This is a genomic window from Mariniflexile soesokkakense (assembly GCF_039650365.1).
Taxonomy (GTDB): Bacteria; Bacteroidota; Bacteroidia; order Flavobacteriales; family Flavobacteriaceae; genus Mariniflexile; species Mariniflexile soesokkakense.
The window spans coordinates 397,562-419,987 of sequence record NZ_JAZHYP010000001.1 but is presented as its reverse complement, the minus strand read 5'-3'; the positions used below and the strand labels follow the sequence as shown (position 1 = coordinate 419,987).

Annotated in this window: 24 protein-coding genes; 17 read left to right on the top strand and 7 right to left on the bottom strand. The window is 31.7% G+C overall.

The genetic code is table 11. The features are described 5' to 3' along the window. Positions 1–10: 10 nt before the first annotated feature. The gene (gene dnaA, locus VP395_RS01840; RefSeq protein ID WP_346240002.1) at positions 11–1,438 is read right to left on the bottom strand and encodes a chromosomal replication initiator protein DnaA; all 1,428 of its coding nucleotides are present in this window, start codon (positions 1,436–1,438) and stop codon (positions 11–13) included. Between the two features lie 185 nt (positions 1,439–1,623). Here dnaA and VP395_RS01835 point away from each other — a divergent pair, with 185 nt between their 5' ends. Beyond that, a complete protein-coding gene (locus VP395_RS01835; protein WP_346240001.1) occupies positions 1,624–2,022 on the top strand; it encodes an acyl-CoA thioesterase in 399 nt (132 codons plus the stop codon). Position 2,023: 1 nt separating this feature from the next. On the opposite strand, the gene VP395_RS01830 is transcribed toward VP395_RS01835, so the two are convergent. From VP395_RS01830 to VP395_RS01815, 4 genes are read right to left on the bottom strand one after another with little or no spacing between them, the layout of a single operon-like run. Further along, on the bottom strand, positions 2,024–2,632 hold the full coding sequence (locus VP395_RS01830) for an IMPACT family protein (protein WP_346240000.1): 609 nt from the start codon (positions 2,630–2,632) through the stop codon (positions 2,024–2,026). A gap of 2 nt (positions 2,633–2,634) precedes the next feature. Continuing rightward, the gene (locus VP395_RS01825) at positions 2,635–3,249 is read right to left on the bottom strand and encodes an HAD family hydrolase (protein WP_346239999.1); all 615 of its coding nucleotides are present in this window, start codon (positions 3,247–3,249) and stop codon (positions 2,635–2,637) included. Further along, positions 3,242–4,246, bottom strand: coding sequence for a bifunctional diaminohydroxyphosphoribosylaminopyrimidine deaminase/5-amino-6-(5-phosphoribosylamino)uracil reductase RibD (gene ribD / locus VP395_RS01820; RefSeq protein ID WP_346239998.1), 1,005 nt, complete (start codon positions 4,244–4,246; stop codon positions 3,242–3,244). Before ribD ends, VP395_RS01825 begins: the two co-directional genes overlap by 8 nt. Positions 4,247–4,257: 11 nt before the next feature. Then, a complete protein-coding gene (locus tag VP395_RS01815; RefSeq protein ID WP_346239997.1) occupies positions 4,258–4,710 on the bottom strand; it encodes a hypothetical protein in 453 nt (150 codons plus the stop codon). Positions 4,711–4,776: 66 nt separating this feature from the next. On the opposite strand from VP395_RS01815, the gene VP395_RS01810 reads away from it, so the two are divergent. The 5 genes from VP395_RS01810 (at position 4,777) to VP395_RS01790 (ending at position 10,360) form a co-directional block, all read left to right on the top strand. Beyond that, a complete protein-coding gene (locus tag VP395_RS01810) occupies positions 4,777–5,268 on the top strand; it encodes a GNAT family N-acetyltransferase (protein ID WP_346239996.1) in 492 nt (163 codons plus the stop codon). Positions 5,269–5,338: 70 nt separating this feature from the next. Further along, positions 5,339–6,214, top strand: a complete 876-nt coding sequence (gene prmC, locus VP395_RS01805) for a peptide chain release factor N(5)-glutamine methyltransferase (RefSeq protein WP_346239995.1) — start codon at positions 5,339–5,341, stop codon at positions 6,212–6,214. Positions 6,215–6,256: 42 nt separating this feature from the next. Next, positions 6,257–8,254 carry an NAD-dependent DNA ligase LigA gene (gene ligA / locus VP395_RS01800; RefSeq protein ID WP_346239994.1) on the top strand — a complete coding sequence of 666 codons (1,998 nt, stop codon included), beginning with the start codon at positions 6,257–6,259 and terminating at the stop codon, positions 8,252–8,254. An 86-nt stretch (positions 8,255–8,340) separates the two neighbouring features. Next, entirely contained in the window at positions 8,341–9,057 is a 717-nt protein-coding gene (locus VP395_RS01795) for a hypothetical protein (RefSeq protein ID WP_346239993.1), read from the top strand. Between the two features lie 547 nt (positions 9,058–9,604). Beyond that, positions 9,605–10,360 carry a hypothetical protein gene (locus VP395_RS01790; protein ID WP_346239992.1) on the top strand — a complete coding sequence of 252 codons (756 nt, stop codon included), beginning with the start codon at positions 9,605–9,607 and terminating at the stop codon, positions 10,358–10,360. On the opposite strand, the gene VP395_RS01785 is transcribed toward VP395_RS01790, so the two are convergent. Beyond that, positions 10,357–11,271, bottom strand: coding sequence for a bifunctional metallophosphatase/5'-nucleotidase (locus tag VP395_RS01785; protein ID WP_346239991.1), 915 nt, complete (start codon positions 11,269–11,271; stop codon positions 10,357–10,359). The genes VP395_RS01790 and VP395_RS01785 overlap by 4 nt on opposite strands. Positions 11,272–11,274: 3 nt before the next feature. Beyond that, entirely contained in the window at positions 11,275–12,027 is a 753-nt protein-coding gene (locus VP395_RS01780; RefSeq protein WP_346239990.1) for a 5'-nucleotidase C-terminal domain-containing protein, read from the bottom strand. A gap of 58 nt (positions 12,028–12,085) precedes the next feature. Here VP395_RS01780 and VP395_RS01775 point away from each other — a divergent pair, with 58 nt between their 5' ends. From VP395_RS01775 to coaE, 11 genes are all read left to right on the top strand, one after another. Beyond that, a complete protein-coding gene (locus tag VP395_RS01775; protein ID WP_379884034.1) occupies positions 12,086–12,613 on the top strand; it encodes a DUF6913 domain-containing protein in 528 nt (175 codons plus the stop codon). Continuing rightward, positions 12,606–13,484 carry a 4-hydroxy-tetrahydrodipicolinate synthase gene (dapA, locus tag VP395_RS01770; RefSeq protein ID WP_346239988.1) on the top strand — a complete coding sequence of 293 codons (879 nt, stop codon included), beginning with the start codon at positions 12,606–12,608 and terminating at the stop codon, positions 13,482–13,484. The genes VP395_RS01775 and dapA overlap by 8 nt, the downstream gene beginning before the upstream one ends. A 137-nt stretch (positions 13,485–13,621) precedes the next feature. Continuing rightward, positions 13,622–14,449, top strand: a complete 828-nt coding sequence (locus VP395_RS01765; protein ID WP_346239987.1) for an outer membrane protein assembly factor BamD — start codon at positions 13,622–13,624, stop codon at positions 14,447–14,449. 12 nt (positions 14,450–14,461) lie between these two features. Beyond that, on the top strand, positions 14,462–14,791 hold the full coding sequence (locus tag VP395_RS01760) for a DNA-directed RNA polymerase subunit omega (protein WP_346239986.1): 330 nt from the start codon (positions 14,462–14,464) through the stop codon (positions 14,789–14,791). Between the two features lie 102 nt (positions 14,792–14,893). Continuing rightward, positions 14,894–16,105 (top strand): bifunctional phosphopantothenoylcysteine decarboxylase/phosphopantothenate--cysteine ligase CoaBC, encoded by a 1,212-nt coding sequence (gene coaBC, locus VP395_RS01755; RefSeq protein ID WP_346239985.1) that lies wholly within the window; start codon positions 14,894–14,896, stop codon positions 16,103–16,105. After that, positions 16,098–16,985 (top strand): type IX secretion system protein PorD, encoded by an 888-nt coding sequence (porD, locus tag VP395_RS01750; protein ID WP_346239984.1) that lies wholly within the window; start codon positions 16,098–16,100, stop codon positions 16,983–16,985. The genes coaBC and porD overlap by 8 nt, the downstream gene beginning before the upstream one ends. 75 nt (positions 16,986–17,060) lie before the next feature. Next, positions 17,061–18,713 (top strand): DNA repair protein RecN, encoded by a 1,653-nt coding sequence (gene recN / locus VP395_RS01745; RefSeq protein ID WP_346239983.1) that lies wholly within the window; start codon positions 17,061–17,063, stop codon positions 18,711–18,713. 110 nt (positions 18,714–18,823) lie between these two features. Continuing rightward, positions 18,824–19,639 (top strand): enoyl-ACP reductase FabI, encoded by an 816-nt coding sequence (locus VP395_RS01740; RefSeq protein ID WP_346239982.1) that lies wholly within the window; start codon positions 18,824–18,826, stop codon positions 19,637–19,639. Between the two features lie 235 nt (positions 19,640–19,874). Then, complete coding sequence (locus VP395_RS01735; RefSeq protein WP_346239981.1) at positions 19,875–20,882, top strand: glycosyltransferase family 2 protein; 1,008 nt, start codon at positions 19,875–19,877, stop codon at positions 20,880–20,882. After that, positions 20,879–21,838: a CdaR family protein gene (locus VP395_RS01730; RefSeq protein WP_346239980.1), complete on the top strand. Its 960-nt coding sequence runs from the start codon at positions 20,879–20,881 to the stop codon at positions 21,836–21,838. The genes VP395_RS01735 and VP395_RS01730 overlap by 4 nt, the downstream gene beginning before the upstream one ends. Continuing rightward, positions 21,835–22,422, top strand: coding sequence for a dephospho-CoA kinase (gene coaE / locus VP395_RS01725; protein WP_346239979.1), 588 nt, complete (start codon positions 21,835–21,837; stop codon positions 22,420–22,422). The genes VP395_RS01730 and coaE overlap by 4 nt, the downstream gene beginning before the upstream one ends. Positions 22,423–22,426 lie beyond the last annotated feature (4 nt).

Genomic DNA, 22,426 nt, shown 5'->3' with positions numbered 1-22,426 from the left:
TTAGTTGAGTTTAGACTGAAAGTTTTTTGGTAATATCTTCAACATACTTTTTAAACTGCTTGTCTGTAGAAGATAAGTTATCAACAGTTTTGCAAGCGTGTAAAACAGTGGCGTGGTCGCGTTTTCCAATTTGGGAACCAATACTTGCTAATGAAGCCTTGGTGAACTTTTTAGCAAAAAACATAGCTAATTGTCTCGCTTGAACTATATGACGCTTTCTTGTTTTTGATTGTAATGTATCAATATCCATTTGGAAATAATCGGACACTACTTTTTGTATATAATCAATAGAAACTTCACGTTTGGTGTTTTTAACAAACTTCTCAACTATAATTCTTGCTAAATCAATGGTGATTTCTTTCTTGTTGAAAGACGATTGGGCAATTAATGAAATAATAGCACCTTCCAACTCCCGTACATTCGATTTGATGTTTTTTGCAACATAGTCAATAATATCATCTGGCATATCAACACCATCACGATATAATTTGTTTTTTAGTATAGAAACACGGGTTTCAAAATCGGGTGTCTGCAATTCTGCAGAAAGCCCCCATTTAAAACGAGATAATAAACGTTGCTCAATATCTTGCATATCAACAGGTGCTTTATCACTTGTTAAAATAACCTGTTTGCCGTTTTGGTGTAAGTGGTTGAAAATATGGAAAAACACATCCTGAGTACCTGTTTTTCCTGAAAGGAATTGTACGTCGTCAATAATGAGCACATCAATAATTTGATAGAAATGGATAAAATCATTTCTATTATTTTTCTTAACAGAATCTATATATTGTTGTGTAAACTTTTCAGCAGAAATGTATAAAACCGTTTTCTCGGGGTATTTATCTTTAATATCAACGCCAATAGCATGAGCTAAATGGGTTTTCCCTAAACCAACACCTCCAAAAATTAGTAACGGATTAAACGAAGTGCCACCTGGTTTTGAAGCTACTGCTAAACCGGCACTACGAGCTAAACGGTTAGAATCGCCTTCTAAAAAGTTTTCGAAACTATAATTAGGATTAAGTTGAGATTCTATCTTTACGTTTCTAATTCCAGGAATTACAAACGGATTTCGTAATTCCGGGTTTTTATTGTTCAAGGGAACATCAACTTCCTGAGATTTCATGGCAGTTCTATTAGAACTTGGAATTTTCTCAGTAAAAGGTTGTTTGTTGCCATAGGTGTTTTCCATTTTAATAATGTAAACAAGTTTGGCTTTTTCACCTAATTCTTTAGTTAATGATACTTTTAGGATTTTTACGTAGTGTTCTTCAAGCCATTCGTAAAAGAATTTACTAGGTACTTGTATGCTCAAAGCATTATCAGTAAGTTTAACTGCTTGAATTGGTTCAAACCAAGTTTTGTAAGCTTGCGGCTGAATATTATCCTTTATGAATTCGAGACAATTATTCCATACCGTTTGCGCAGTTATACTCATGTTTATTCTTCTGGTTTTGTTCGTTAGGTTTGTGAAAGAAAATTAATAATATTAACCCCCTTTTTGGTTTGGCAAATATGTGGACAAAATTCTTAAAAAAAAAATGAAATAGTATTGAATTTTCAGAATTTTTTCCCCATGTTTAACCCCTTGCCGAAGCTACAAAAAAATATTTAATAAACCTTATGAAAATCGACGAAATACAAATAAGAGTGAGATATGGAGAAACCGATCAAATGGGCGTTGTTTATCACGGAAACTACGCATTATACCTAGAAATGGGTAGGATTGAATGGCTTCGTAAATTAGGGGTTTCCTATAAAAGCATGGAAGAAAACGGTGTAATGCTACCAGTAATTTCTTTAAATATAAACTATAAAAAATCAGCTGTTTATGACGATGTAATTAATGTAAAAACTCAACTAAAAAACATACCCACGGCTAAGATAGAATTTGAGTATGAAATTACTAATGAAGAGGGGGAAATTTTAACAATGGCTAATACTACTTTGGTGTTTATAGATATGAAAACTAACAGGCCAATAAAAGCACCACAATACATTTTAGACGCTATTAATAATTAATCTAAATTTCTTTTATATCGATTTCAAAAAGATGATAAAAAGTTTCAAAAACAAATGCAGCTTCTTTTTTTCTAACAGAGATTGTTATTTGGCAATTCAATTCTAGTTTCTGATTAGTAATGTTCAATTTTTTTTCTTTTATGATACGCATTACCGTATTCATGTTTTTATAATCGAAAGTAATTAGAAAATCGATATTGATGGTTTTTTCAACAATAGACAACGCTTCAAGTGTTAATTGCGCGGTGGCCCTATAAGCACTTATTAAACCACCAACACCTAGTTTAACACCGCCAAAATAGCGAACAACTACAATTAAAATGTTGGTAACTTCAAAAGATTGTATTTGTCCGTAAATAGGCATGCCTGCAGAATTACTAGGTTCGCCATCATCATTAGTTCGGTAGTATATGGTTTCTGTTCCAAGTTGGTAGGCATAACACCAATGTCTTGCAGCATGGTGTTCTTTTTTTAAGGTTTCAATATGAAGTTTTACATCATCTTCATTTAAAACAGGGAAGGCGTAACCGAAAAATTTGCTATTCTTTTCTTTAAACAGAATGCCTTCGGTTGAAGTTTCAATGGTTTTGTATGTGTCTTTTTCAACCAAACTTAATTAAATAGCTCACTTTTAAGTTTAAACAAATTTGTAATATCTTCTGTTTTTGGATTGATGTGCCAGGTTTTAATGCCTAAAAATTTTGAGGTTTTACAATTGTCTTCATTATCATCAATAAAAAGACATTCGTTGGCAATTAATTTGTTTTCAGTAAGAACAAAATCGAAAATATCTTTATTTGGCTTTCTTAAATTGATTTCGTGAGATAAATAAAACGCATCAAAATAGTTTTTGAATTCATCATAAAATGGTATGGTTTTTTTTATGGAATCTATATGAAGTTCGTTCGTGTTGCTTAAAAGAATGAGCTTGTATTTTGAAGTGGCTTTCAATTGTTTTAAAAATTCTAAACGATGCTTTGGAAAATCTTTCAACATAAAATTCCAAATGTCTATTATTTCTTCTTTTGAAATGTTTGGAAAATTTTCAACATAAAACTCGATAAATTCTTTGGTTGAAATTAAACCTTGTTCATAGAAACTGTTAAACGCCGTCATTTCTTCCGAAAGAGCATCAATTTTAAATGAATTAAAAGTATGTTTGATGGCGCCTTCAATATCTAAATTGATAAACACGTTACCAAAGTCGAAAATAATAGTTTTAGTCATTTCTGTAGATTTTGAGGGTATCTGTAATTGTTTTTTCTTCAGAAACTAACCTTCCAGAAAAGGTTGGTGCCTTTACACCTTTTTTAAATAGGATAGTTCCTGTAAAAACACGCGCTTCATCCCAATGGTTTTCATTAATGAAGGTTTGTAAAGTTTTAGAGCCGCCCTCTATTATAACGGAATTGATGTTGTTTTTAAAAAGGACATCACAAATTTGTTGCGCCACATTTTTAGAAAAATCTATTTCGTTGTTTGAGATAACAATGGTTTTTGCTTTTTCATTAAAAACTGTATAATCTTTAGAAAGTTTGTTTTCTTTATCTAGTACAATACGAATAGGATTTTGCCCGGTCCAGTCTCTAACCGTTAAACTTGGGTTGTCCTGTAAAACGGTGTTGGTGCCCACTAAAATAGCTTGTTCCTCGGTGCGCCATTTGTGCACTAATTGTCTGGAATATGCATTGGTTATCCAAACCGGTTTTTGTTCGTTTTTTGTATTAGGTGCTATAAAGCCATCAGCAGTTTCCGCCCATTTTAAAATAATATATGGCCGTTTTTTATTGTGAAAGGTGAAAAAGCGTTTGTGGTGTGCTTTACATTCGTTTTCTAAAATTCCAACAATCACATTGCAACCTGCACTTTTTAGTTTTTCAATACCTTTTCCTGCTACTTGCACATTGTCATCTATACAGCCAATAACCACATTTGGTATTTGGTGTTTTATAATTAAGTCGCTACAAGGTGGTGTTTTTCCAAAATGGGAGCAGGGCTCTAAAGTTACGTATATAGTAGATTCTTTTAAAAGTGATTTCTCTTTTACCGAGTTTATAGCATTTACTTCTGCATGGTTGTTACCATAAGTACTTGTATAACCTTCGCCTATAATTTGATTGTTATATACAATAACGCTACCAACCATAGGGTTGGGTCTAGTGGAACCTAAACCGTTTTTAGCAATGTTTATACAGCGTTTTATGTATGTTTCGTGATTGGTCAAAAAAAAGTGAGTTATTTTAATTTTACATCTTCGGTTTTGTCAATATTGTACGTATGGGAAAAACCTAAAACTTTATAGTTTATCACACCTTTATATTGTACGGTCATTTTTTTGCTTAGTAAGCTGCCAATTAAAGTGCTTAAGTTTTCGTCACCAAAAATACTATCAATGGGAACATTGGCTGTTAAAGGTATTGAAAAATCCTTTTTTGCAGGGACTTTAAAACTTTTAGATGAAACCGAAGCCATTTCACTATTGTCAATATAAACTTTAATGTTGCTTACTTCAAGTTCGCCATCGATAATATTTGGATTTTCAAATAAAGCATCAGCAGAAAAAATGATATATTCTGGGGTAGATTCAAGCATTTTTATGTTCTCAACTCCTAAAAATTCGGGTTTCTCATTTACAGAGCAGTTTAAAAAAGTAATGAATATTGTTGATAAGATTATAAAGCGTTTCATCTCTGTTTTTTTAGATTTAATGTATCTTCATCCCGATAAACATCGATACAAAATTAATATTTTAATGTGAGTAAAGATACTATTGTTATTAGGAAAATAGCACCTAGCGATAATGCTCAAATAGAGCAGGTTATTAGAGCGTGTTTTCATGAATTTAAAATTCCTTTGGAAGGTACGGCGTATTCAGATAAGGAAACACCTAAAATGTATGAGTCGTACCAAAACGCTAATGATGTTTATTTTGTGATTGATGCTGCGGGAGAAATTTTAGGTGGAGGTGGAGTTAAACCTTTAAAGGATTTTGAAGAAGACGTGTGCGAAATTCAAAAAATGTATTTTTCACCTAAAGTAAGAGGAAAAGGTTATGGTAGACAACTTTTTGAAAAATGTATACAATCTGCCAAAGAGCTGGGTTACAAACAATGTTATCTAGAATCGGCACCACAGCTTAAAGCGGCTATTCATATTTATGAAAGTTATGGTTTTAAGCATTTAAAAGGTGCTTTAGGAAATACTGGGCATTACTCGTGTGGTGTTTGGATGATTAAAGATTTATGATTAGCGATTGGTTTTCTCATTGTTTTATAACTCTGTAACTTTATAGTCAGTAACTTAGAAACTTTAAACTTTGAATTTAAAAGACATACAAAATACATTCCATTTAGAGTTAGGTGCTATTTATAGTAAGGAAGAGGTAGACAGCTTCTTTTACATGCTCATAGAATCGTATTATAATGTGTCTAGATTGAAGTTGGCAATGGAGCCTGAATTTTCGGCTGATAGTAACAAAGCTATTTTGAATGCTTTAAATTTGTTAAAAGAAGAGCAACCCATTCAATATATATTAGGTGAAACCGAGTTTTATGGATTGCCTTTTAAAGTAAATCAACATACTTTAATACCAAGACCAGAAACAGAGGAATTGGTTGAGTGGATAATTTCTAAATTCAGAAATCAGAGTTCAGAATTTAGAATCTTAGATGTGGGAACAGGTAGTGGCTGTATTGCAATTTCATTGGCCAAAAATTTGACAAACGCTAAGGTTTATGCTTTAGATGTAAGTAAAGAAGCTATTAATATGGCTAAAAAAAATGCACAATCAAATAATGTGGATGTTGAATTTATTGAAGCCGATATACTAAAGCCTGAAACTTGGAATTCCGTTCCGATAACTATCAACATCAATAGAATGAATTTTGATGTTATAGTTTCAAATCCTCCTTATGTAAGGGAGCAAGAAAAACAGCTTATGAAACCCAATGTTTTAAATAACGAACCGCATTTGGCTTTGTTTGTAAAAGATGAAAACCCGTTACTTTTTTATAAGGCTATCACAGAGTTTTCTGTTGAAAATTTAGCTAAAAATGGCGAGTTGTTTTTTGAAATCAATGAATATCTTGGGAAAGAAATGATACAATTATTGGTAGATAATAATTTCAATAACATCGAATTAAAACAAGATATTTTCAAAAAAGATAGAATGATTAAAGGAATTAAAGAATAACAATTATAGAATACATCTATTAGTGAATTAGTGGCAGATACTATGAATATAGAACAACAAATACAAAACCTTCGTAACGAGTTGAATGAGCACAACTACAATTATTATGTGCTAGATAATGCAACCATTTCTGATTACGATTTTGATATAAAATTAAAAGAGCTTCAAGAATTAGAAGCGAAGCATCCAGAATTATTTGATGCGAATTCACCAACACAGCGGGTAGGAGGTGAGATTACCAAAAACTTTGAGACCATTACACATGATTACCGCATGTATTCGTTAGATAATTCCTATTCAAAAGAAGATTTACTAGACTGGGAAACACGAATAAAAAAACAAATAGATGGCACTATTCAATACACTTGTGAATTAAAATACGATGGTGCTTCCATTAGTTTGACTTATGAAAACGGTATGTTGCAAAAAGCGGTAACTAGGGGTGATGGGTTTCATGGGGATAATATAACAGCGAATGTGAAGACTATAAAATCGGTGCCATTACAGTTAAAAGGAAATGATTACCCTCAAAAATTTGATATTCGTGGTGAAATTGTTTTGCCTTTTGATGGGTTTAATAAAATGAACGAAGAGCGTATTGAAATTGGCGAAGAACCTTATAGAAACCCAAGAAATACAGCCTCGGGAAGTTTAAAACTGCAAGACAGTGCGGAGGTTGCTAAACGCCCGTTGGAATGTATGCTTTACAATTTAACAGGGTCAAATTTGGGTGTCAATTCACAATTTGAAAGTTTAGAAAAAGCCAGAAAATGGGGTTTTAAAGTGCCTAGTGCGGCAATAATTGCTAATTCCATTGATGAAGTTTTAAAGTTTATAGATTATTGGAATGTAAACCGCCATGATTTGCCTTATGAAACTGATGGAGTTGTGATAAAAGTAAATAGCTTGCAGCAACAGGAAGAGTTGGGGTATACTGCCAAAGCACCACGTTGGGCTATGGCATACAAATTTAAAGCAGAACAGGTTTCAACAAAACTAAATAGTATCACATACCAAGTGGGGCGTACTGGAGCCATTACTCCGGTGGCTAACTTAGAACCTGTAGAGCTGGCAGGAACAACAGTGAAACGTGCATCTTTACATAACGCAGACCAAATTGAAAAACTGGATATACGTGTAGGTGATGAAGTGTATGTAGAAAAAGGAGGGGAGATTATTCCTAAAATATTGGGGGTCGATTTAACTAAGCGTCCTTTAAACTCTAATCCAACCGAGTATATTGCACATTGTCCTGAATGTGAAACAGAATTAGTAAGACAAGAAGGTGAAGCACAACATTATTGTCCAAATTACAATGGTTGTAATCCTCAAATAATTGGTCGGATACAACATTTTATATCTAGAAAAGCAATGGACATTGAAGGTTTGGGTGGCGAAACTGTGGCGCTTTTAGTTAATGAAGGCTTGATTTCCAATTATTCAGATTTGTATGGATTAACTAAAGAGCAGGTTATTCCATTGGAGCGGATGGCAGAAAAGAGTGCCGATAATTTAATTCAAGGCATCGAACAATCTAAAAACATCCCTTTTGAACGCGTGTTATATGCCTTAGGGATTAGGTATGTTGGAGAAACCGTTGCTAAAAAATTGGCAAAGCATTACAAAAGTATTGATGCCATTGCTGAAGCATCGGAAGAAGCGCTAGTTAATGTTGATGAGATTGGTGTTAAGATCGCCGAAAGTGTTCGTGCTTTCTTTTCTTCAGAGGAGAATATAGTTATAATTAACAGATTGAAAGTATTTGGTGTTCAGTTAGAAATTTCAGCAGAACAACTTATTGGTCAAACCGATATACTAAAAGGACAAAGTATTGTTGTTTCTGGCGTTTTTGAATCTGTTTCGCGCGACGAACTTAAAAAGCTTATAGAAGATAATGGCGGTAAAGTAAGCAGTTCTATTTCATCAAAAACTAGTTTTATTGTTGCTGGCGATAATATGGGCCCAAGTAAAAAAATAAAGGCGGATAGCTTAAAAATACCTATATTAAACGAATACGAATTCTTACAAAAAATAAAATAAAAAGTGTTTTTTATCGATTAAATGTATTTTTTAACGTTTAATTGTATATTTTAATTATATTTGTAGTTCAACTATAAATTGTTATCATGAACAAGTCGAAAGCCTTGGCGATTTTAGCATTATTACTTTATATTCTATCTGTTGTATTTCAGTTTAGCGATGAAGATGTAATTGCAAATGCTCTCAAATCAATTATATTGCCAGTAGTTACTTTGTTATATTTTGTAACGGTAAAGAAGAAATCATTGTTTTTTACACTTTTTTTAGTGTTGTTTTCTGTTTCAGATTTAATGTTTTTTTTAACGCCTTATGTTTCAAATAATATTGATTATTTTTTAGGGAATTCTTTATACATATTAGCATATGGTTTTTTGGTTGTTGAAGTTTCTAAATCTATTTCTTTATTTCATGTTATAAGAAATTATAAAATTCATTTGTTGGTTTTAACCATTTTAAACATATATATAATTCATGTTTTACAAGTTATAGTAGATCCTTTTGTAGCCAAAACAAATGAATACTATGTAGAATTGATATATAATATAGTTATGCTATTGTTACTGTCGGTTGCGTTGGTGAACTATTTTTACAAAGATAATGTGAAGTCTTTGTATATGTTTTTAGGCGCTTTATGCATTGTGTTTGGTGAAGTAATTTGGGTAGCTTATACTTATATTTCTGAAAGGCATTTTCTTAGTGTTGTTTATATAACATTATATGTGTCAGCGTTTTATTTCTTCTATAGACAATCAAGAATAGAACGAGAAGTCGAGCTGGATGAGTCAGCTATGTTGGTTAGTTAACCTGCTTTTTTAAAGTCATATCTTTTCTGTATAAATATAAAATGATTACAGATAATATAAAAGTTAGCACTGCTGTGTAAAATAAAATACTTTCATCTTTATTTATTTCAATGCCTAATATTGTTAAATGCATAAATATGGCGCCACTAATAACACCTAGGTGTTATTAGTGCCCCAACCCAAATGGCTTTTGGTATGAGCAATAAAATACCGGCAATAAGTTCTGAACTACCTATAGGTATTCTGCCATAAGGTTCTAGTCCAATTTTTTAAAAAATATACACATTATTTGGTTGTGCGGTAAATTTAAAGCGAAGTGTTTGAATTGGAGGCTACTATAATTATTAATTCTAGAGGAATGTAATTTTTCATCATGCGTGTTTAGATGACATAGCATTAGATGCTTTTGGATTAGCTTCTTATCAGAAAATTTCTAATTTATCCGACAAAACGCACAATAATCATTATATAATCGATTAAAAGTACATTTTTTCCGTTGAAATAATTTTTATTTTTTATATTTGGTTGAACTTACTTATGTGACATTGTGAAAAATTGGTTTAAATTTACTTTCAATACAGTATTTCTAGGTGCATTAATTCTATTAATAGCATTAAATGTTGTTGGAGCATTAATAGAAGATGCTTTGGTAATGAAAACGGTTATGCCGCTTTTCATTCCTGTATATCTAATCTTCTTTTTTATAAGATATACTTCTTTAGGGATTGCCTTTATTTCATTTTTATTGTTTTCTTTTTTAGGCGATATAGCTCCCATGCTTTTTTCTGAGGATGCTTTAATTGAAGGATCAAGTGTACTTTATATATTAAGTTACATTTGCTTAATAGTTATGGTGGCACCTAAATTTAAGGTTTTGGAATTTGATAAATTAATAGGTGTGTATTTACTGGTTGTTTTTGTAATTAGCCTTTATTTCTTGTTTACTATATATAGTATGTTAAAAGTTATTATACCAAATAGTACAGAGGTGCATTTGTATGGTGTAAAAAGTATCACTTTAATTATTTTAACTTTTGTGTCTTTTGGGGTGTATTTAAACAGGCAAACGAAACAATCTGTTTTGTTTTTAACAGCCGTTGTGTTTTTTGGCTTATCTGTAATATTGAGTTATATAAATCTATATTATGTATATAATTGGAGTTTGGAATTACTAAAGCGAATTTTATATGCATTGGCACTTTATGTAATGTTTAAATATGTTATGAGTAGAGAGGTTATATTAAAGAAACCTAAGGAAATAAAGTTGGAAGAAAGCTATTCGTCTGATACGGTTTTGTCTTAAACAATAATTGATGTTCCGTTTGCAGATTTGTTTTTATCGGCATCAAAATAAAAATCAATTTTCCCCAAATTAATACCATAACATCCCACTTGGTTTACCAACATGTTTTTGCCTTCACTATTTTTAACAACAGTTGGTTTGGTTAAAAAAGTATGGGTATGTCCACCAATTATTAAGTCAATATCTTTAGTTAAAGCGGCAAGTTTTAGATCGCATATTTTCTCAGCACTGTTCTTGTACTCATATCCTAAATGCGACAGGCAAATAATCAAATCGCATTTTTCTTTGGTTTTTAAAATACGTGTTATGTCTTGTGTTATTTCAACAGGGTCTAAATATTTAGTTTCCTTGTAAAGGCTTTTAAGAACTAAAGTTTCTAGTTCAATGCCTAAACCAAACACACCAATTTTAATTTTGTCTTTAATGAATACCTGGTAAGGTTTAGTTTGGGTATCTAAAACAGTGTTTGAAAAATCGTAGTTAGCAATTAAAAAAGGAAAATCTTTATGTGGATATTGTGCCAATAATCCATCTAATCCATTTGCAAAATCATGGTTGCCTATGGTAGCTGCATCGTATTTAAGTTTACTCATTAGTTTAAGCTCTAGCTCTCCACCATAATAGTTAAAATAGGGTGTTCCTTCAAAAAAATCGCCAGCATCAAATAAAAGTGTGTTGGGGTTTTCGTTTCTGATAGATTGCACTAAACTGGCTCTTCTGGCTACACCGCCTTTGTTTGAGTTTCTACCTTCATTTGGACCAAAAGTGTCAATATAGCTATGTACATCATTTGTATGTAAAATAGTTATTTTTGATGTTTTTGTTGAGTTAGTAAATGATGTTAACCCAAAACCGCCAATAGTTATTAAAGCACCTGCCGATGTTTTTTGTATAAAATCTCTTCTTTTCATGATTTAATTTATTTGTGTAAACCTATCATCCATAACAGGCTCGATAGTGTCAATTTTTTTAACGTGATCAATTAAGATATTCCGAATATGGTAATTTAGAGGATAAACACCATCATTTGGCAACCAAAAATCAACTCTAGAATTATACATGTAATCTGATACAGCTATATAATATGTTTTTGAAGTATCTATTTCCTCGTTATTTATAGTTGTTTTAATTAAGTTATAGTTTTTATCAATTACTATTTTAATTTTGGAAATAGGATGTGCTTGTTTATTTTCTACAATTTCTTTGGCAAGACCTAATACTTGGCTACCCTTGTAGGCTACAATGTATATGTCATTATCAAAAGGCATTATTTCAAAAATGTTTCTAGTTGTAACATTTCCTTTTGGTATGATTGATCGGATACTTCCAAAATTGAGAAATACAAAATCGATATTTTTATCATATCTACTTTTAAAAATAGGATTTGCTTCATCATACACAGCATCAACCATAAAATTCCCAATGGCTGTATTAAATGCGCCATCAGTTTTTGTGTAAGTACCAACCGAATATGCCAATACGCTATCTAAGTCTTTTTCAATATGTGTTCTGTAAGGCTTAATAAAGGCTTCAATTTCAGAATCGATAGCTAATGAATCTGTAATAGGAATTTGTTTGCCTTCAATTTTTGTTACATATGCTTTAGGCTGCTTGCAATTAAAAAAGAGTAATATATATAACAAATAAATTAAATATGTAAACCTCATATTTTTAATAGATATTTTGAATGTACTTTTGTTACCTTTGCGCAAAGTATAAAGATAAATGATTTTAAAAGGTTTTAAGGAAAAATCTATTAAAAAGTACATGAACAAATTGTTATCTGAACGGCATATTAATGTTTCAGATAATAAGGTTGAAAGTTTGGGAATTATCTTTAATTTAGATGAGGTTGATGATTTTGAACAGTTTAATAAGCTATCATCTTATTTAAAAGTGCTTCCAAACAAATTAAAGCTCATAGCGTTTTCATCAAATAAAAAGCAGACCCTTAAATCTTGGGATGTTTGTTTTAATCTAGACGATTTTGGTTGGCATGGTGTTATAAAAAATAGCGAATTGCAAACCTTTTTAGATACTAAATTTGATGTCCTAATCAGTTATTACGAAGCTGAGGTAACAGAATTAAAATTGCTAACAGCCTTATCAAAAGCGCAATTAAAAGTAGGCATATTGCAAACCGACGAGCGTTTAAATGATTTAATTATAAAAACCAACCTAAGAGAATTTAACGTATTTAAAGACGAAATTTTTAAATACCTAACTATATTAAATAAAATTAAAAATGAATAGTAAGTTTCTAGGAACTGGAGTTGCATTGGTTACACCTTTTAAAGCAGATTTAAGTGTAGACCACGTTGCATTGACAAATATTGTAAATTTCAATATTGAAAATGGTGTAGAATATCTAGTTGTTTGTGGTACTACTGGAGAAAGTGTAACCATAACCAAGCAAGAAAAGAAAGATGTAATAGCTACCATTTCTAAAGCTAATAATGGACGTGTGCCAATGGTTTTAGGTATTGGAGGTAACAATACAGCACAAGTTATTGAAGAAATAAAGGCTACCGATTTAAGTAATATCGACGCCATTTTATCGGTGTCACCTTATTATAGTAAGCCAACACAAGAAGGCATTTATCAGCACTTTAAAGCCATTGCGGAAATATCACCAATTGACATTATTTTATACAATGTTCCTGGACGTACTTCTAGAAATATAGAGCCAGAAACTACTTTAAGGCTAGCAAACGATTTTAAAAACGTGATAGGTGTTAAAGAAGCAGGAAACAATGTGTCGCAATATTTACAGCTAATTAAAAACAAACCAGACAATTTTTTAATAATTTCTGGTGATGACGATTTAGCTTTAGGTATTGTTTTAGCTGGTGGAGCAGGTGTTATTTCGGTAATAGGGCAAGGGTTTCCAAAAGAGTTTTCGGAAATGATTCGTTTAGGATTGAAAGGAAACGCTAAAGACGCCTACAAACTTCACTTCAGGTTAATGGATGTTATTGGTTATATTTTTGAAGAAAATAACCCTGCGGGTATTAAAGGGGTTTTTGAAGCTTTAGGCTTGTGTAGAGATAGTGTAAGATTGCCGTTGGTGCCAGCTTCAAATCCATTAAAAGAGAAAATCAAATCGTTTATAAATAAGTTTTAAGAGCAAAGTTAAATTTATATATCTGTTAAATATTACTTAATCCTTATAATTACTGGGTTCAAGCCTTTATTTTAGCGGTAAAATAATATTTTTAAAATCCATATTAATAACTTAATTTTGCGTCTTGTTTCAAAACCATGAGGAGATTTCTTTACATATTAATAACTATTACGCTTTTAAGCTCTTGTAGCGAGTATCAAAAAGTTTTAAAAAAAGAAGATATTGCTGCCAAGTTTAAAATGGGAGAAGAACTGTATAATGATGGTAAATTTGCAAAAGCGAATAAATTATTTGCTCAAATAGTGCCTAATTATAGAGGAAAACCACAAGCAGAAAAGTTGATGTATTTATATTCGAATTCATTTTATAAAATGAAAGACTACTATACAGCGGGCTATCAGTTTGAACGTTTTGCATCAAGTTACCCAAAAAGCGAAAAATTAGAGGAAGCATCTTTTTTAGGGGCAAAGAGTTATTACATGTTGTCGCCAGTTTATACTAAAGACCAAAAGGATACTAGATCTGCTATCGAGAAGCTTCAAGATTTTATCAATTTGTTCCCAGAGTCTGAGTACCTTTCTGAAGCTAATAAATTAGTTAAAGAATTGGATTATAAATTAGAAAAGAAAGCATTTAGTATTGCTAAACAATATAATACGATATCCGATTATCCAGCTTCTGTAAAATCGTTCGATAATTTCATGTTCGATTTTCCTGGTTCTACATTGCGTGAAGACGCTTTGTTTTTAAGATTTGATTCAGCTTACAAATTAGCTGTAAATAGTGTAGAATACAAAAATACACCAAACGGTATTGTTCATTTAAAGAAAGAACGTTTGGAACAAGCAAAAGAATATCACGATTCGTTTAAAAAAGCATTCGCTAATTCTAAACACATAGAAGAAGTTGACAAAATGGCTTTAGAATTAAATGAACAATTACAAAAATATAGCACTAAAAGTTAAATAACAATGACAATGGATTTAAAGAAAACCAATGCACCTGTTAATACCATCACGTACGACAGAAATCAAATTGACGAACCAACAGAGAATATCTATGAGTCAATTTCAATCATCGCAAGACGTGCTGAGCAGATTAACACAGAGATTAAAAAAGAACTTATCGATAAGTTAGAGGAATTTGCTACTTATAACGATAGTTTAGAAGAAATCTTTGAAAACAAAGAGCAAATTGAGGTTTCTAAATTTTATGAAAAATTACCAAAACCACACGCTTTAGCTGTTCAAGAATGGTTAACAGATAAAATATATTTTAGAAATACTGAGGAAGATAATCAGCAATAATTTCTAAAATTTCAATGTTATTATTAAACTCCAAAACGATATAAATATGTGGTTTTGGAGTTTAATTCGTATTAATCATAAGAATTCTGAAAGCTGTTTTTTATGAGTATTTTAAGCGGAAAAAAAATATTATTAGGCATAACAGCTGGTATTGCCGCTTATAAAACAGCTTTTCTAGTAAGGTTATTTGTAAAATCGGGCGCCAATGTAAAAGTAGTTATGACGCCTTCTGCTAAAGATTTTATTACACCTTTAACCTTATCAACACTATCAAAAAATCCGGTGTATTCATCGTTCACAAAGGAAGAAGATGAAAATGCTGTGTGGAATAACCATGTAGATTTAGGTTTATGGGCAGACTTGTTTATTATTGCTCCAGCTACAGCAAATACCTTGTCTAATATGGCAAATGGTGTTTGTGACAATTTATTGTTAGCAACCTATTTATCGGCTAAATGTCCTGTATATTTTGCTCCCGCTATGGATTTAGATATGTACAAGCACGAAAGCACATTACGCTCGTTTAAAGTTTTAAAAAGTTACGGTAACATAATGATTCCTGCTGAAAGTGGTGAATTAGCCAGTGGTTTGTTAGGCGAGGGTAGAATGGCAGAACCTGAAGCTATTGTTTCTTTTATAGAAAACGATATTTTAGGGAAACTTCCTTTAAAAGGAAAAAAAGTACTTATTACGGCGGGTCCAACACACGAAGCTATAGATCCGGTTCGGTTTATTGGTAATCATTCCAGTGGTAAAATGGGATTTGAAATAGCTAAAGCATCAGCAAATCTAGGTGCTGAAGTCATTTTAATTACGGGTCCTACGCATCAAAAAGTTTCACATAGTCTTATAAATACAATTCCAGTTGTAAGTGCGAATGATATGTATAATGCTGCTCACGAGCATTTCAAATCAGTAGATATCGCCATACTTTCTGCTGCAGTTGCCGATTATAAGCCAAAAGAAGTGGCTTCTCAAAAAATAAAAAAGAAAGATTCTACGTTAACTTTAGAGCTGGAAAAAACAAAAGACATTTTAGCATCTTTAGGTGCTTTAAAAACCAATCAGTATTTAGTGGGGTTTGCTTTAGAAACCAATAACGAGCTTGAAAACGCAAAAGACAAACTAAAAAGAAAGAATTTAAATTTAATTGTTTTAAATTCGTTAAACGATACAGGTGCAGGTTTTAAAAGCGACACCAATAAAGTAACGTTTATTGATGCTGATGACACTGTAACCGAATTTCAATTAAAGTCGAAAGCGGCCGTTGCAAACGATTTATTAAATAAAATTTTAGAAAAAATTAATGCGTAATATTCTTATAGTTTTAATATTCAGTTTTGGAATTGTTGGTTTTTCTCAAGAGTTAAACTGCAATGTAGTAGTAAATGCACAACAAACAGGTAACGAAAATTTGCCTATTTTTAAAACTTTAGAAAAACAATTAAAAGAATTTGTTAATAATACTAAATGGACGAACAAAACCTTTACCTCCCAAGAACGCATTGATTGTAGCATGATTGTTAATATTGTAAATTATAGTGGCGAGTCATTTCAAGCGTCTTTACAAGTGCAATCGTCTCGACCCGTTTATGGCTCATCGTTTACAACACCTATTTATAATTATAACGATAAAGATTTTAATTTCAGGTATTTAGAATTTCAAAATTTAATTTTCAGTCCAACGCAGTACGAATCTAATTTAGTCTCTGTTTTGGCATTTCATGTTTATATGATTTTAGGTTTAGATGCCGAATCGTTTGTTCCAAACGGAGGCGACACCTATTTTAAACAGGTTCAAACCATTGTTAATTACTCTCAGCAAGATAATTTTAAAGGCTGGAAATTGGCAGATGGTTTACAAAGCAGATTTGCACTTATAGACAATATTTTGTCGCCAACCTTTAAAGAATATAGAGATGTTATGTACACTTACCACCGTATTGGATTAGATGTAATGAGTAACAATGCTAAAGAAGGCAAAAACCAAATAGCAACATCTTTAAAACAATTTCAGGCCATGAACAATCGCCGACCAAATTCTTTTTTACTACGAACTTTTTTTGATGCTAAAGCCGATGAAATTCAACAAATTTTTAGTGATGGTCCCAATGTAAACATAGCAAGCGTTAAAGAAACACTACAAAAAGTAGCGCCAATGCATAGTAGCAAATGGCAAAATATTAAGTTTTAGTTTTATTTAGTTTCAAAGTTTCAAAGTAAAATAGTTTTATAGTAATAAAGTTTTTAGACACCCATCACCTAAAAAATGTTAACATCACTTTCCATTAAAAATTACGCTTTAATTGATAATCTTCAAGTTGAATTTAACGATGGTTTTTCAATAATTACAGGTGAAACTGGTGCAGGGAAATCGATACTTTTAGGTGGTTTATCATTAATTCTTGGTAAACGTGCCGATTTAAGCAGTTTAAAAAACACCGAAGAAAAGTGCGTGATTGAAGCAGTTTTTAATATTTCAAACTACAAGCTTCAATCGCTTTTTAAAACAGAAGATTTTGATTATGAAGCGCAGACTATTATTCGCAGAGAGATATTGCCTTCAGGTAAATCGAGAGCATTTGTAAACGATTCGCCAGTTAACTTAAATAGTTTACAATTATTGGGAGAACGATTGATTGATATCCATTCGCAACACCAAACTTTAGAATTAACAAGCAATGAGTTTCAGTTTCAAATTATTGATGCGTTGGCTAATAACGAAGAAACACTTCATACTTATAAACTAGAATTAAAATCTTATAAAAAGTTTAAAAAAGAACTTCAAGAACTTTTAGATTTTCAAACTGAAGCTATAAAAGAACACGATTATAACTCGTTTTTGTTGAATGAGTTGATTGAGGCCAATTTGGTTGATGGCGAATTGGAATTGCTAGAAGAAGAATATGAAACTTTAAATAATATTGAAGGTATCAAAGAAAAACTTGCCGAGGCGTATCAATTATTAAATGGAGAACAAATAGGCGTATTATCAACTTTAACATCTTTAAAAAATACACTTCAAAAGCTATCGAGCTACGCTACTAAATATGAAGATTTATTCAATAGAGTAAATAGTAGTTTAATTGAAATGGATGATGTGTATAGAGAAGTTGATGTTTTGCAAGACAATTTAGAAGCAGATCCCAATAGGTTAGAAGTGGTCGATTCTAAATTACGTGTGCTTCACAATTTAATGCAAAAGCACGTTGTAAATAGCATTTCAGAATTAATTGAAATAAAAAATCAGCTGGAAGAAAAAGTGTCTTTTACAGAGAATTTAGATGATTCTATTGAGAAAAAACGATTAGAAATTAACACAAAAGAAGTAGAGCTTGATACTATTTCAAAAGTAATTCATGATAAGCGTACTGAGGTTATTCCGCAGTTGAAAGGACAATTAGAAACTATTTTAGCAACTTTGGGTATGCCAAATGCGCAATTTAAAATTGAAGTTGTTTATGGCGATGAATTTTTTGCTAATGGAAAGGACGATTTATCATTTTTATTTTCTGCCAACAAAGGCGGGAATTTTAATGAGCTTAAAAAAGCGGCTTCTGGTGGCGAATTGTCTCGAATTATGCTGGCCATTAAATCGGTATTGGCAAAATATATTCAGTTGCCAACCATCATGTTTGATGAGATTGATACGGGTGTTTCTGGCGAAATATCCAATAAAATGGGTGATATTATGTTGCAAATGAGCAAAACCATGCAAGTATTTTCTATTACACATTTACCTCAAATTGCTGCCAAGGGACATTCACATTTCAAAGTATTTAAAGAAGACGTTAACAACGTTACACAAACCAATTTAGTAAAACTAAACCATGATGAGCGCATTGTAGAAATAGCTCAAATGTTGGGTGGCTTAGAAATGTCGTCTTCTGCTATTGCACATGCAAAAGAATTACTAAATTGAAAAAGTTTAAAGTTAAAAGTTTAAAGTTTAGTATTTTTGAACTTTAAAAGTTTTAAGCTAGCTTTTAAACGAATCAACAAATTAACGAATCAACACATAAACTAAAAACTATGTATAATTTACTAAAAGGAAAAAGAGGAATCATTTTTGGAGCATTAGACTCAAATTCAATTGCTTGGAAAACAGCAGAACGTGTTCATGAAGAAGGTGGAACTTTTGTTTTAACCAATGCACCTGTTGCGATGCGAATGGGACAAATTAATGAATTAGCTGAGAAAACAGGGTCTAAAATTATTCCAGCCGATGCTACTTCTTTAGAGGATTTAGAAAATTTAGTGAAACAATCTGTAGAAATTTTAGGAGGTAAAATAGATTTTGTTTTACATTCTATTGGCATGTCTATAAACGTTAGAAAGGGAAAACACTATACCGACCAAAATTATGATTGGACACAAAAAGGAACGGATGTTTCTGCAATGTCTTTCCATAAAGTGATGCAAACGCTTTACAAGCAAGATGCTATGAGCGAGTGGGGAAGTATTGTGGCTTTAACCTATATGGCAGCACAACGTGTGTTCCCAGATTATAATGATATGGCGGATAATAAAGCCTATTTAGAAAGCATTGCCCGTAGTTTTGGGTATTTCTTTGGTCGCGATAAAAAAGTGCGTGTAAACACCATTTCTCAATCGCCTACACCTACAACTGCTGGTAGCGGTGTAAAAGGTTTTGACGGATTTATTGCTTATGCCGATAAAATGTCACCACTTGGTAACGCCACGGCTTTAGATTGTGCGAATTATACCGTAACATTATTTAGCGATTTAACAAAGCGTGTGACCTTACAAAATCTATTCCACGATGGAGGTTTTAGCAATATGGGAGTTAGTGATGCTGTTATGAGTACTTTTGTTGGAGAAGAATAAAATTAAATTATATAATTTATTGGGTAAGACCTCACAGATTTCAAAAACCTGTGAGGTCTGAAAAAATAAAACATAGCCACTTGTATAAGGTGGTTTTTTTGTTTTACGTCAACCTGAACTTGTTTTAGGTTCTCATAATAAATGAACTCATCTTTTTGATTTTTAGACGAAATCAGAAAGATGAGTTTGTTTCTTTTTAAGTGCTTTTTGTTATTGGTTTAATTACATTTGTGTTATGCAATTACAATTTTCATTCATCATTCCTGTTTATAATCGTCCTGACGAAACGCAAGAACTTTTGCAAAGTTTTGTTGGGTTGAAAGCGGATGATAAGTTTGAAATTATTATTGTTGAAGACGGTTCAACTATATCTTCTAAAGAAGTAGTTGATGCTTTTGCATCTACACTTGATATTTCATATTATTTAAAAGAAAATACAGGTCCAGGCGATTCTAGAAACTTTGGTATGCAAAAGGCAAAAGGCAATTATTTCATTATTTTAGATTCCGATTGTATCCTGCCTGAAAACTATTTATTAGAAGTTGAAAAAAGCTTAAAACAAAATTATGTAGATTGCTTTGGTGGTCCTGATGCGGCACACAAATCGTTTAGTGATTTGCAAAAGGCGATTAATTTTTCAATGACGTCTTTTATTACAACAGGAGGAATTCGAGGGAATAAAAAAAGTGTAGATACGTTTCAACCGCGAAGTTTTAACATGGGAATTTCAAAAGAAGCATTTTTAGCATCCAAAGGTTTTGGTTTTATTCACCCTGGTGAAGATCCCGATTTATCCATCCGACTTTGGGATCTGGGCTATAAAACAACCTTAATTCCAGAAGCTTTTGTGTACCACAAACGCCGTATTTCTTGGAACAAATTTTACAAACAAGTCTATAAATTTGGGTTGGTGCGCCCTATTTTAAATAGCTGGCATCCTTCAACTAAAAAAATAACCTATTGGTTTCCTACGGTGTTTAGTTTGGGGTTTTTCATGGCTGTTTTATTTCTTGCATTCCAAATCAAGTTGTTCATTATGCTCTATGTCATTTATTTTATTTTAGCGCTTTTAACAGCCTTGTTTACAACTAAAAACATAGTGGTTTCGGTTTTAGCGTTAGTTGCTATTTGCGTTCAGTTTTTTGGTTATGGCTATGGATTTTTAAAATCGACATTAGCTGTAGATGTTTTTAAAAAGAATCCCGAAATCCATTTTCCTAATTTGTTTTTTAAATCGCTATGATAAAAAAAATAAAATCAGACATACTAACATCCATTAAAAACAAAAAAATAAATGTGTTTCTTTTGTTTTTAGTGCTGTCGTTCATCATTTTAATATTTACAAAACTTTCTAAAACATATACCAACACAGTTGTTTTTAATATTGAAAAAGTGAATGTGCCAAAAGAGAATGTTATTTTTAACGATTCAGTAGCTTTAAGCATTACCTTAAAAACACATGGTTTTAAATGGATGTCCTATTACTTCTCTAAACCAACAATTACAATCGATTTTAAAAAAGATGTTTATAAAAAAGATTCTGTTTTTATATGGAATAAGTCCAAGGCTTATATAGAGAATACCCAATTTGATAAGCAAGTTGCGTTGCTAAACGTATCGCCAGAAGTACTCACATTCAGGTATGGCGTTAATATGGTTAAAAAGGTGCCCGTTAAACTCAACTCGGATATAAAATATAGTCCGGGGTTTAATGTTTCAAAACCATATATTTTAAAACCAGATTCTATTGTGGTAGTAGGCCCTAAAGCATTAGTTTCTCAGGTAGGTTTTGTTCAAACTGAAAAATTTTCGTTAGATAATGTTAGAAAAAATATATCTGAAGCCGTTAAGTTAAAACTGCCTAAAAAGAATAAAGATTTAACCTTTTCAAATGATAAAATTATTTTAAAAGCCACCGTTGAAAAGTTTACCGAGGGCACCTTAAAAGTTCCTGTAACTATTATTAATGTGCCCGATAATATCAATTTAAAGTATTTTCCTAAAGAAGTTAATGTGTCTTATTACGTAAGTTTAAGTGATTTTAATTCAATTTCGGCAAAAGATTTTAATGTAGTTTGTAATTACAGTAACGCCGTAAATAATCAATCGCTTTTGGTGCCAGAATTAGATGATTTTCCTAAAACGGCAAAAAATGTAAAAATAAAGCAGCAACGTATAGAATTCATTATAATAGAATGATAACAGTAGGTTTAACAGGCGGTATTGGAAGTGGTAAAACTACGGTAGCAAAACAGTTTGCAACCTTAGGTATTCCTGTGTATATAGCCGATGAGGAAGCAAAAAAGCTTATGAATAGGTCTAAAGTTATTAAACGAAAACTAATTCAATTATTCGGTAAGGAAACGTATGTTGGCAACCAGTTAAACAAACCTTTTATAGCAAATATTATTTTCAACGATACATCCTATTTGCAAAAAATGAATGCTATTGTACATCCACGGGTGGCAGCTCATTTTAAAAAATGGCAGTCAAAACAAGACGCCCCTTATCTAATAAAGGAAGTCGCTATTTTGTTTGAAAACGGAGGTTATAAACAATGCGATTATGTTATTACCGTTACAGCACCAAAGGAACTACGTATAGAACGTTTGTTAAAGCGAGATGAAACAACTGAAGAGAAAGTGGAAGCCATTATGAAAAATCAATGGTCTGATGACGAAAAAATAAAGCTTTCAGATTATGTAATAACCAATACTGAACTTGAAAATACTATAAATCAAGTAGAAGAAATTCACTTTAAAATTCTTAAATCTATCAAATAAACTC

Coding starts and splice junctions, on each gene's coding strand:
- VP395_RS01835 (WP_346240001.1), top strand. CDS start 1,624: ATGAAAATCGACGAAATACAAATAAGAGTGAGATATGGAGAAACCGAT.
- VP395_RS01765 (WP_346239987.1), top strand. CDS start 13,622: ATGAGGAGATTTCTTTACATATTAATAACTATTACGCTTTTAAGCTCT.
- VP395_RS01740 (WP_346239982.1), top strand. CDS start 18,824: ATGTATAATTTACTAAAAGGAAAAAGAGGAATCATTTTTGGAGCATTA.
- dnaA (WP_346240002.1), bottom strand. CDS start 1,438: ATGAGTATAACTGCGCAAACGGTATGGAATAATTGTCTCGAATTCATA.
- recN (WP_346239983.1), top strand. CDS start 17,061: ATGTTAACATCACTTTCCATTAAAAATTACGCTTTAATTGATAATCTT.
- VP395_RS01825 (WP_346239999.1), bottom strand. CDS start 3,249: ATGACTAAAACTATTATTTTCGACTTTGGTAACGTGTTTATCAATTTA.
- VP395_RS01730 (WP_346239980.1), top strand. CDS start 20,879: ATGATAAAAAAAATAAAATCAGACATACTAACATCCATTAAAAACAAA.
- VP395_RS01775 (WP_379884034.1), top strand. CDS start 12,086: ATGATTTTAAAAGGTTTTAAGGAAAAATCTATTAAAAAGTACATGAAC.
- coaE (WP_346239979.1), top strand. CDS start 21,835: ATGATAACAGTAGGTTTAACAGGCGGTATTGGAAGTGGTAAAACTACG.
- VP395_RS01735 (WP_346239981.1), top strand. CDS start 19,875: ATGCAATTACAATTTTCATTCATCATTCCTGTTTATAATCGTCCTGAC.
- VP395_RS01780 (WP_346239990.1), bottom strand. CDS start 12,027: ATGAGGTTTACATATTTAATTTATTTGTTATATATATTACTCTTTTTT.
- VP395_RS01795 (WP_346239993.1), top strand. CDS start 8,341: ATGAACAAGTCGAAAGCCTTGGCGATTTTAGCATTATTACTTTATATT.
- VP395_RS01785 (WP_346239991.1), bottom strand. CDS start 11,271: ATGAAAAGAAGAGATTTTATACAAAAAACATCGGCAGGTGCTTTAATA.
- VP395_RS01815 (WP_346239997.1), bottom strand. CDS start 4,710: ATGAAACGCTTTATAATCTTATCAACAATATTCATTACTTTTTTAAAC.
- porD (WP_346239984.1), top strand. CDS start 16,098: ATGCGTAATATTCTTATAGTTTTAATATTCAGTTTTGGAATTGTTGGT.
- coaBC (WP_346239985.1), top strand. CDS start 14,894: ATGAGTATTTTAAGCGGAAAAAAAATATTATTAGGCATAACAGCTGGT.
- ligA (WP_346239994.1), top strand. CDS start 6,257: ATGAATATAGAACAACAAATACAAAACCTTCGTAACGAGTTGAATGAG.
- VP395_RS01760 (WP_346239986.1), top strand. CDS start 14,462: ATGGATTTAAAGAAAACCAATGCACCTGTTAATACCATCACGTACGAC.
- dapA (WP_346239988.1), top strand. CDS start 12,606: ATGAATAGTAAGTTTCTAGGAACTGGAGTTGCATTGGTTACACCTTTT.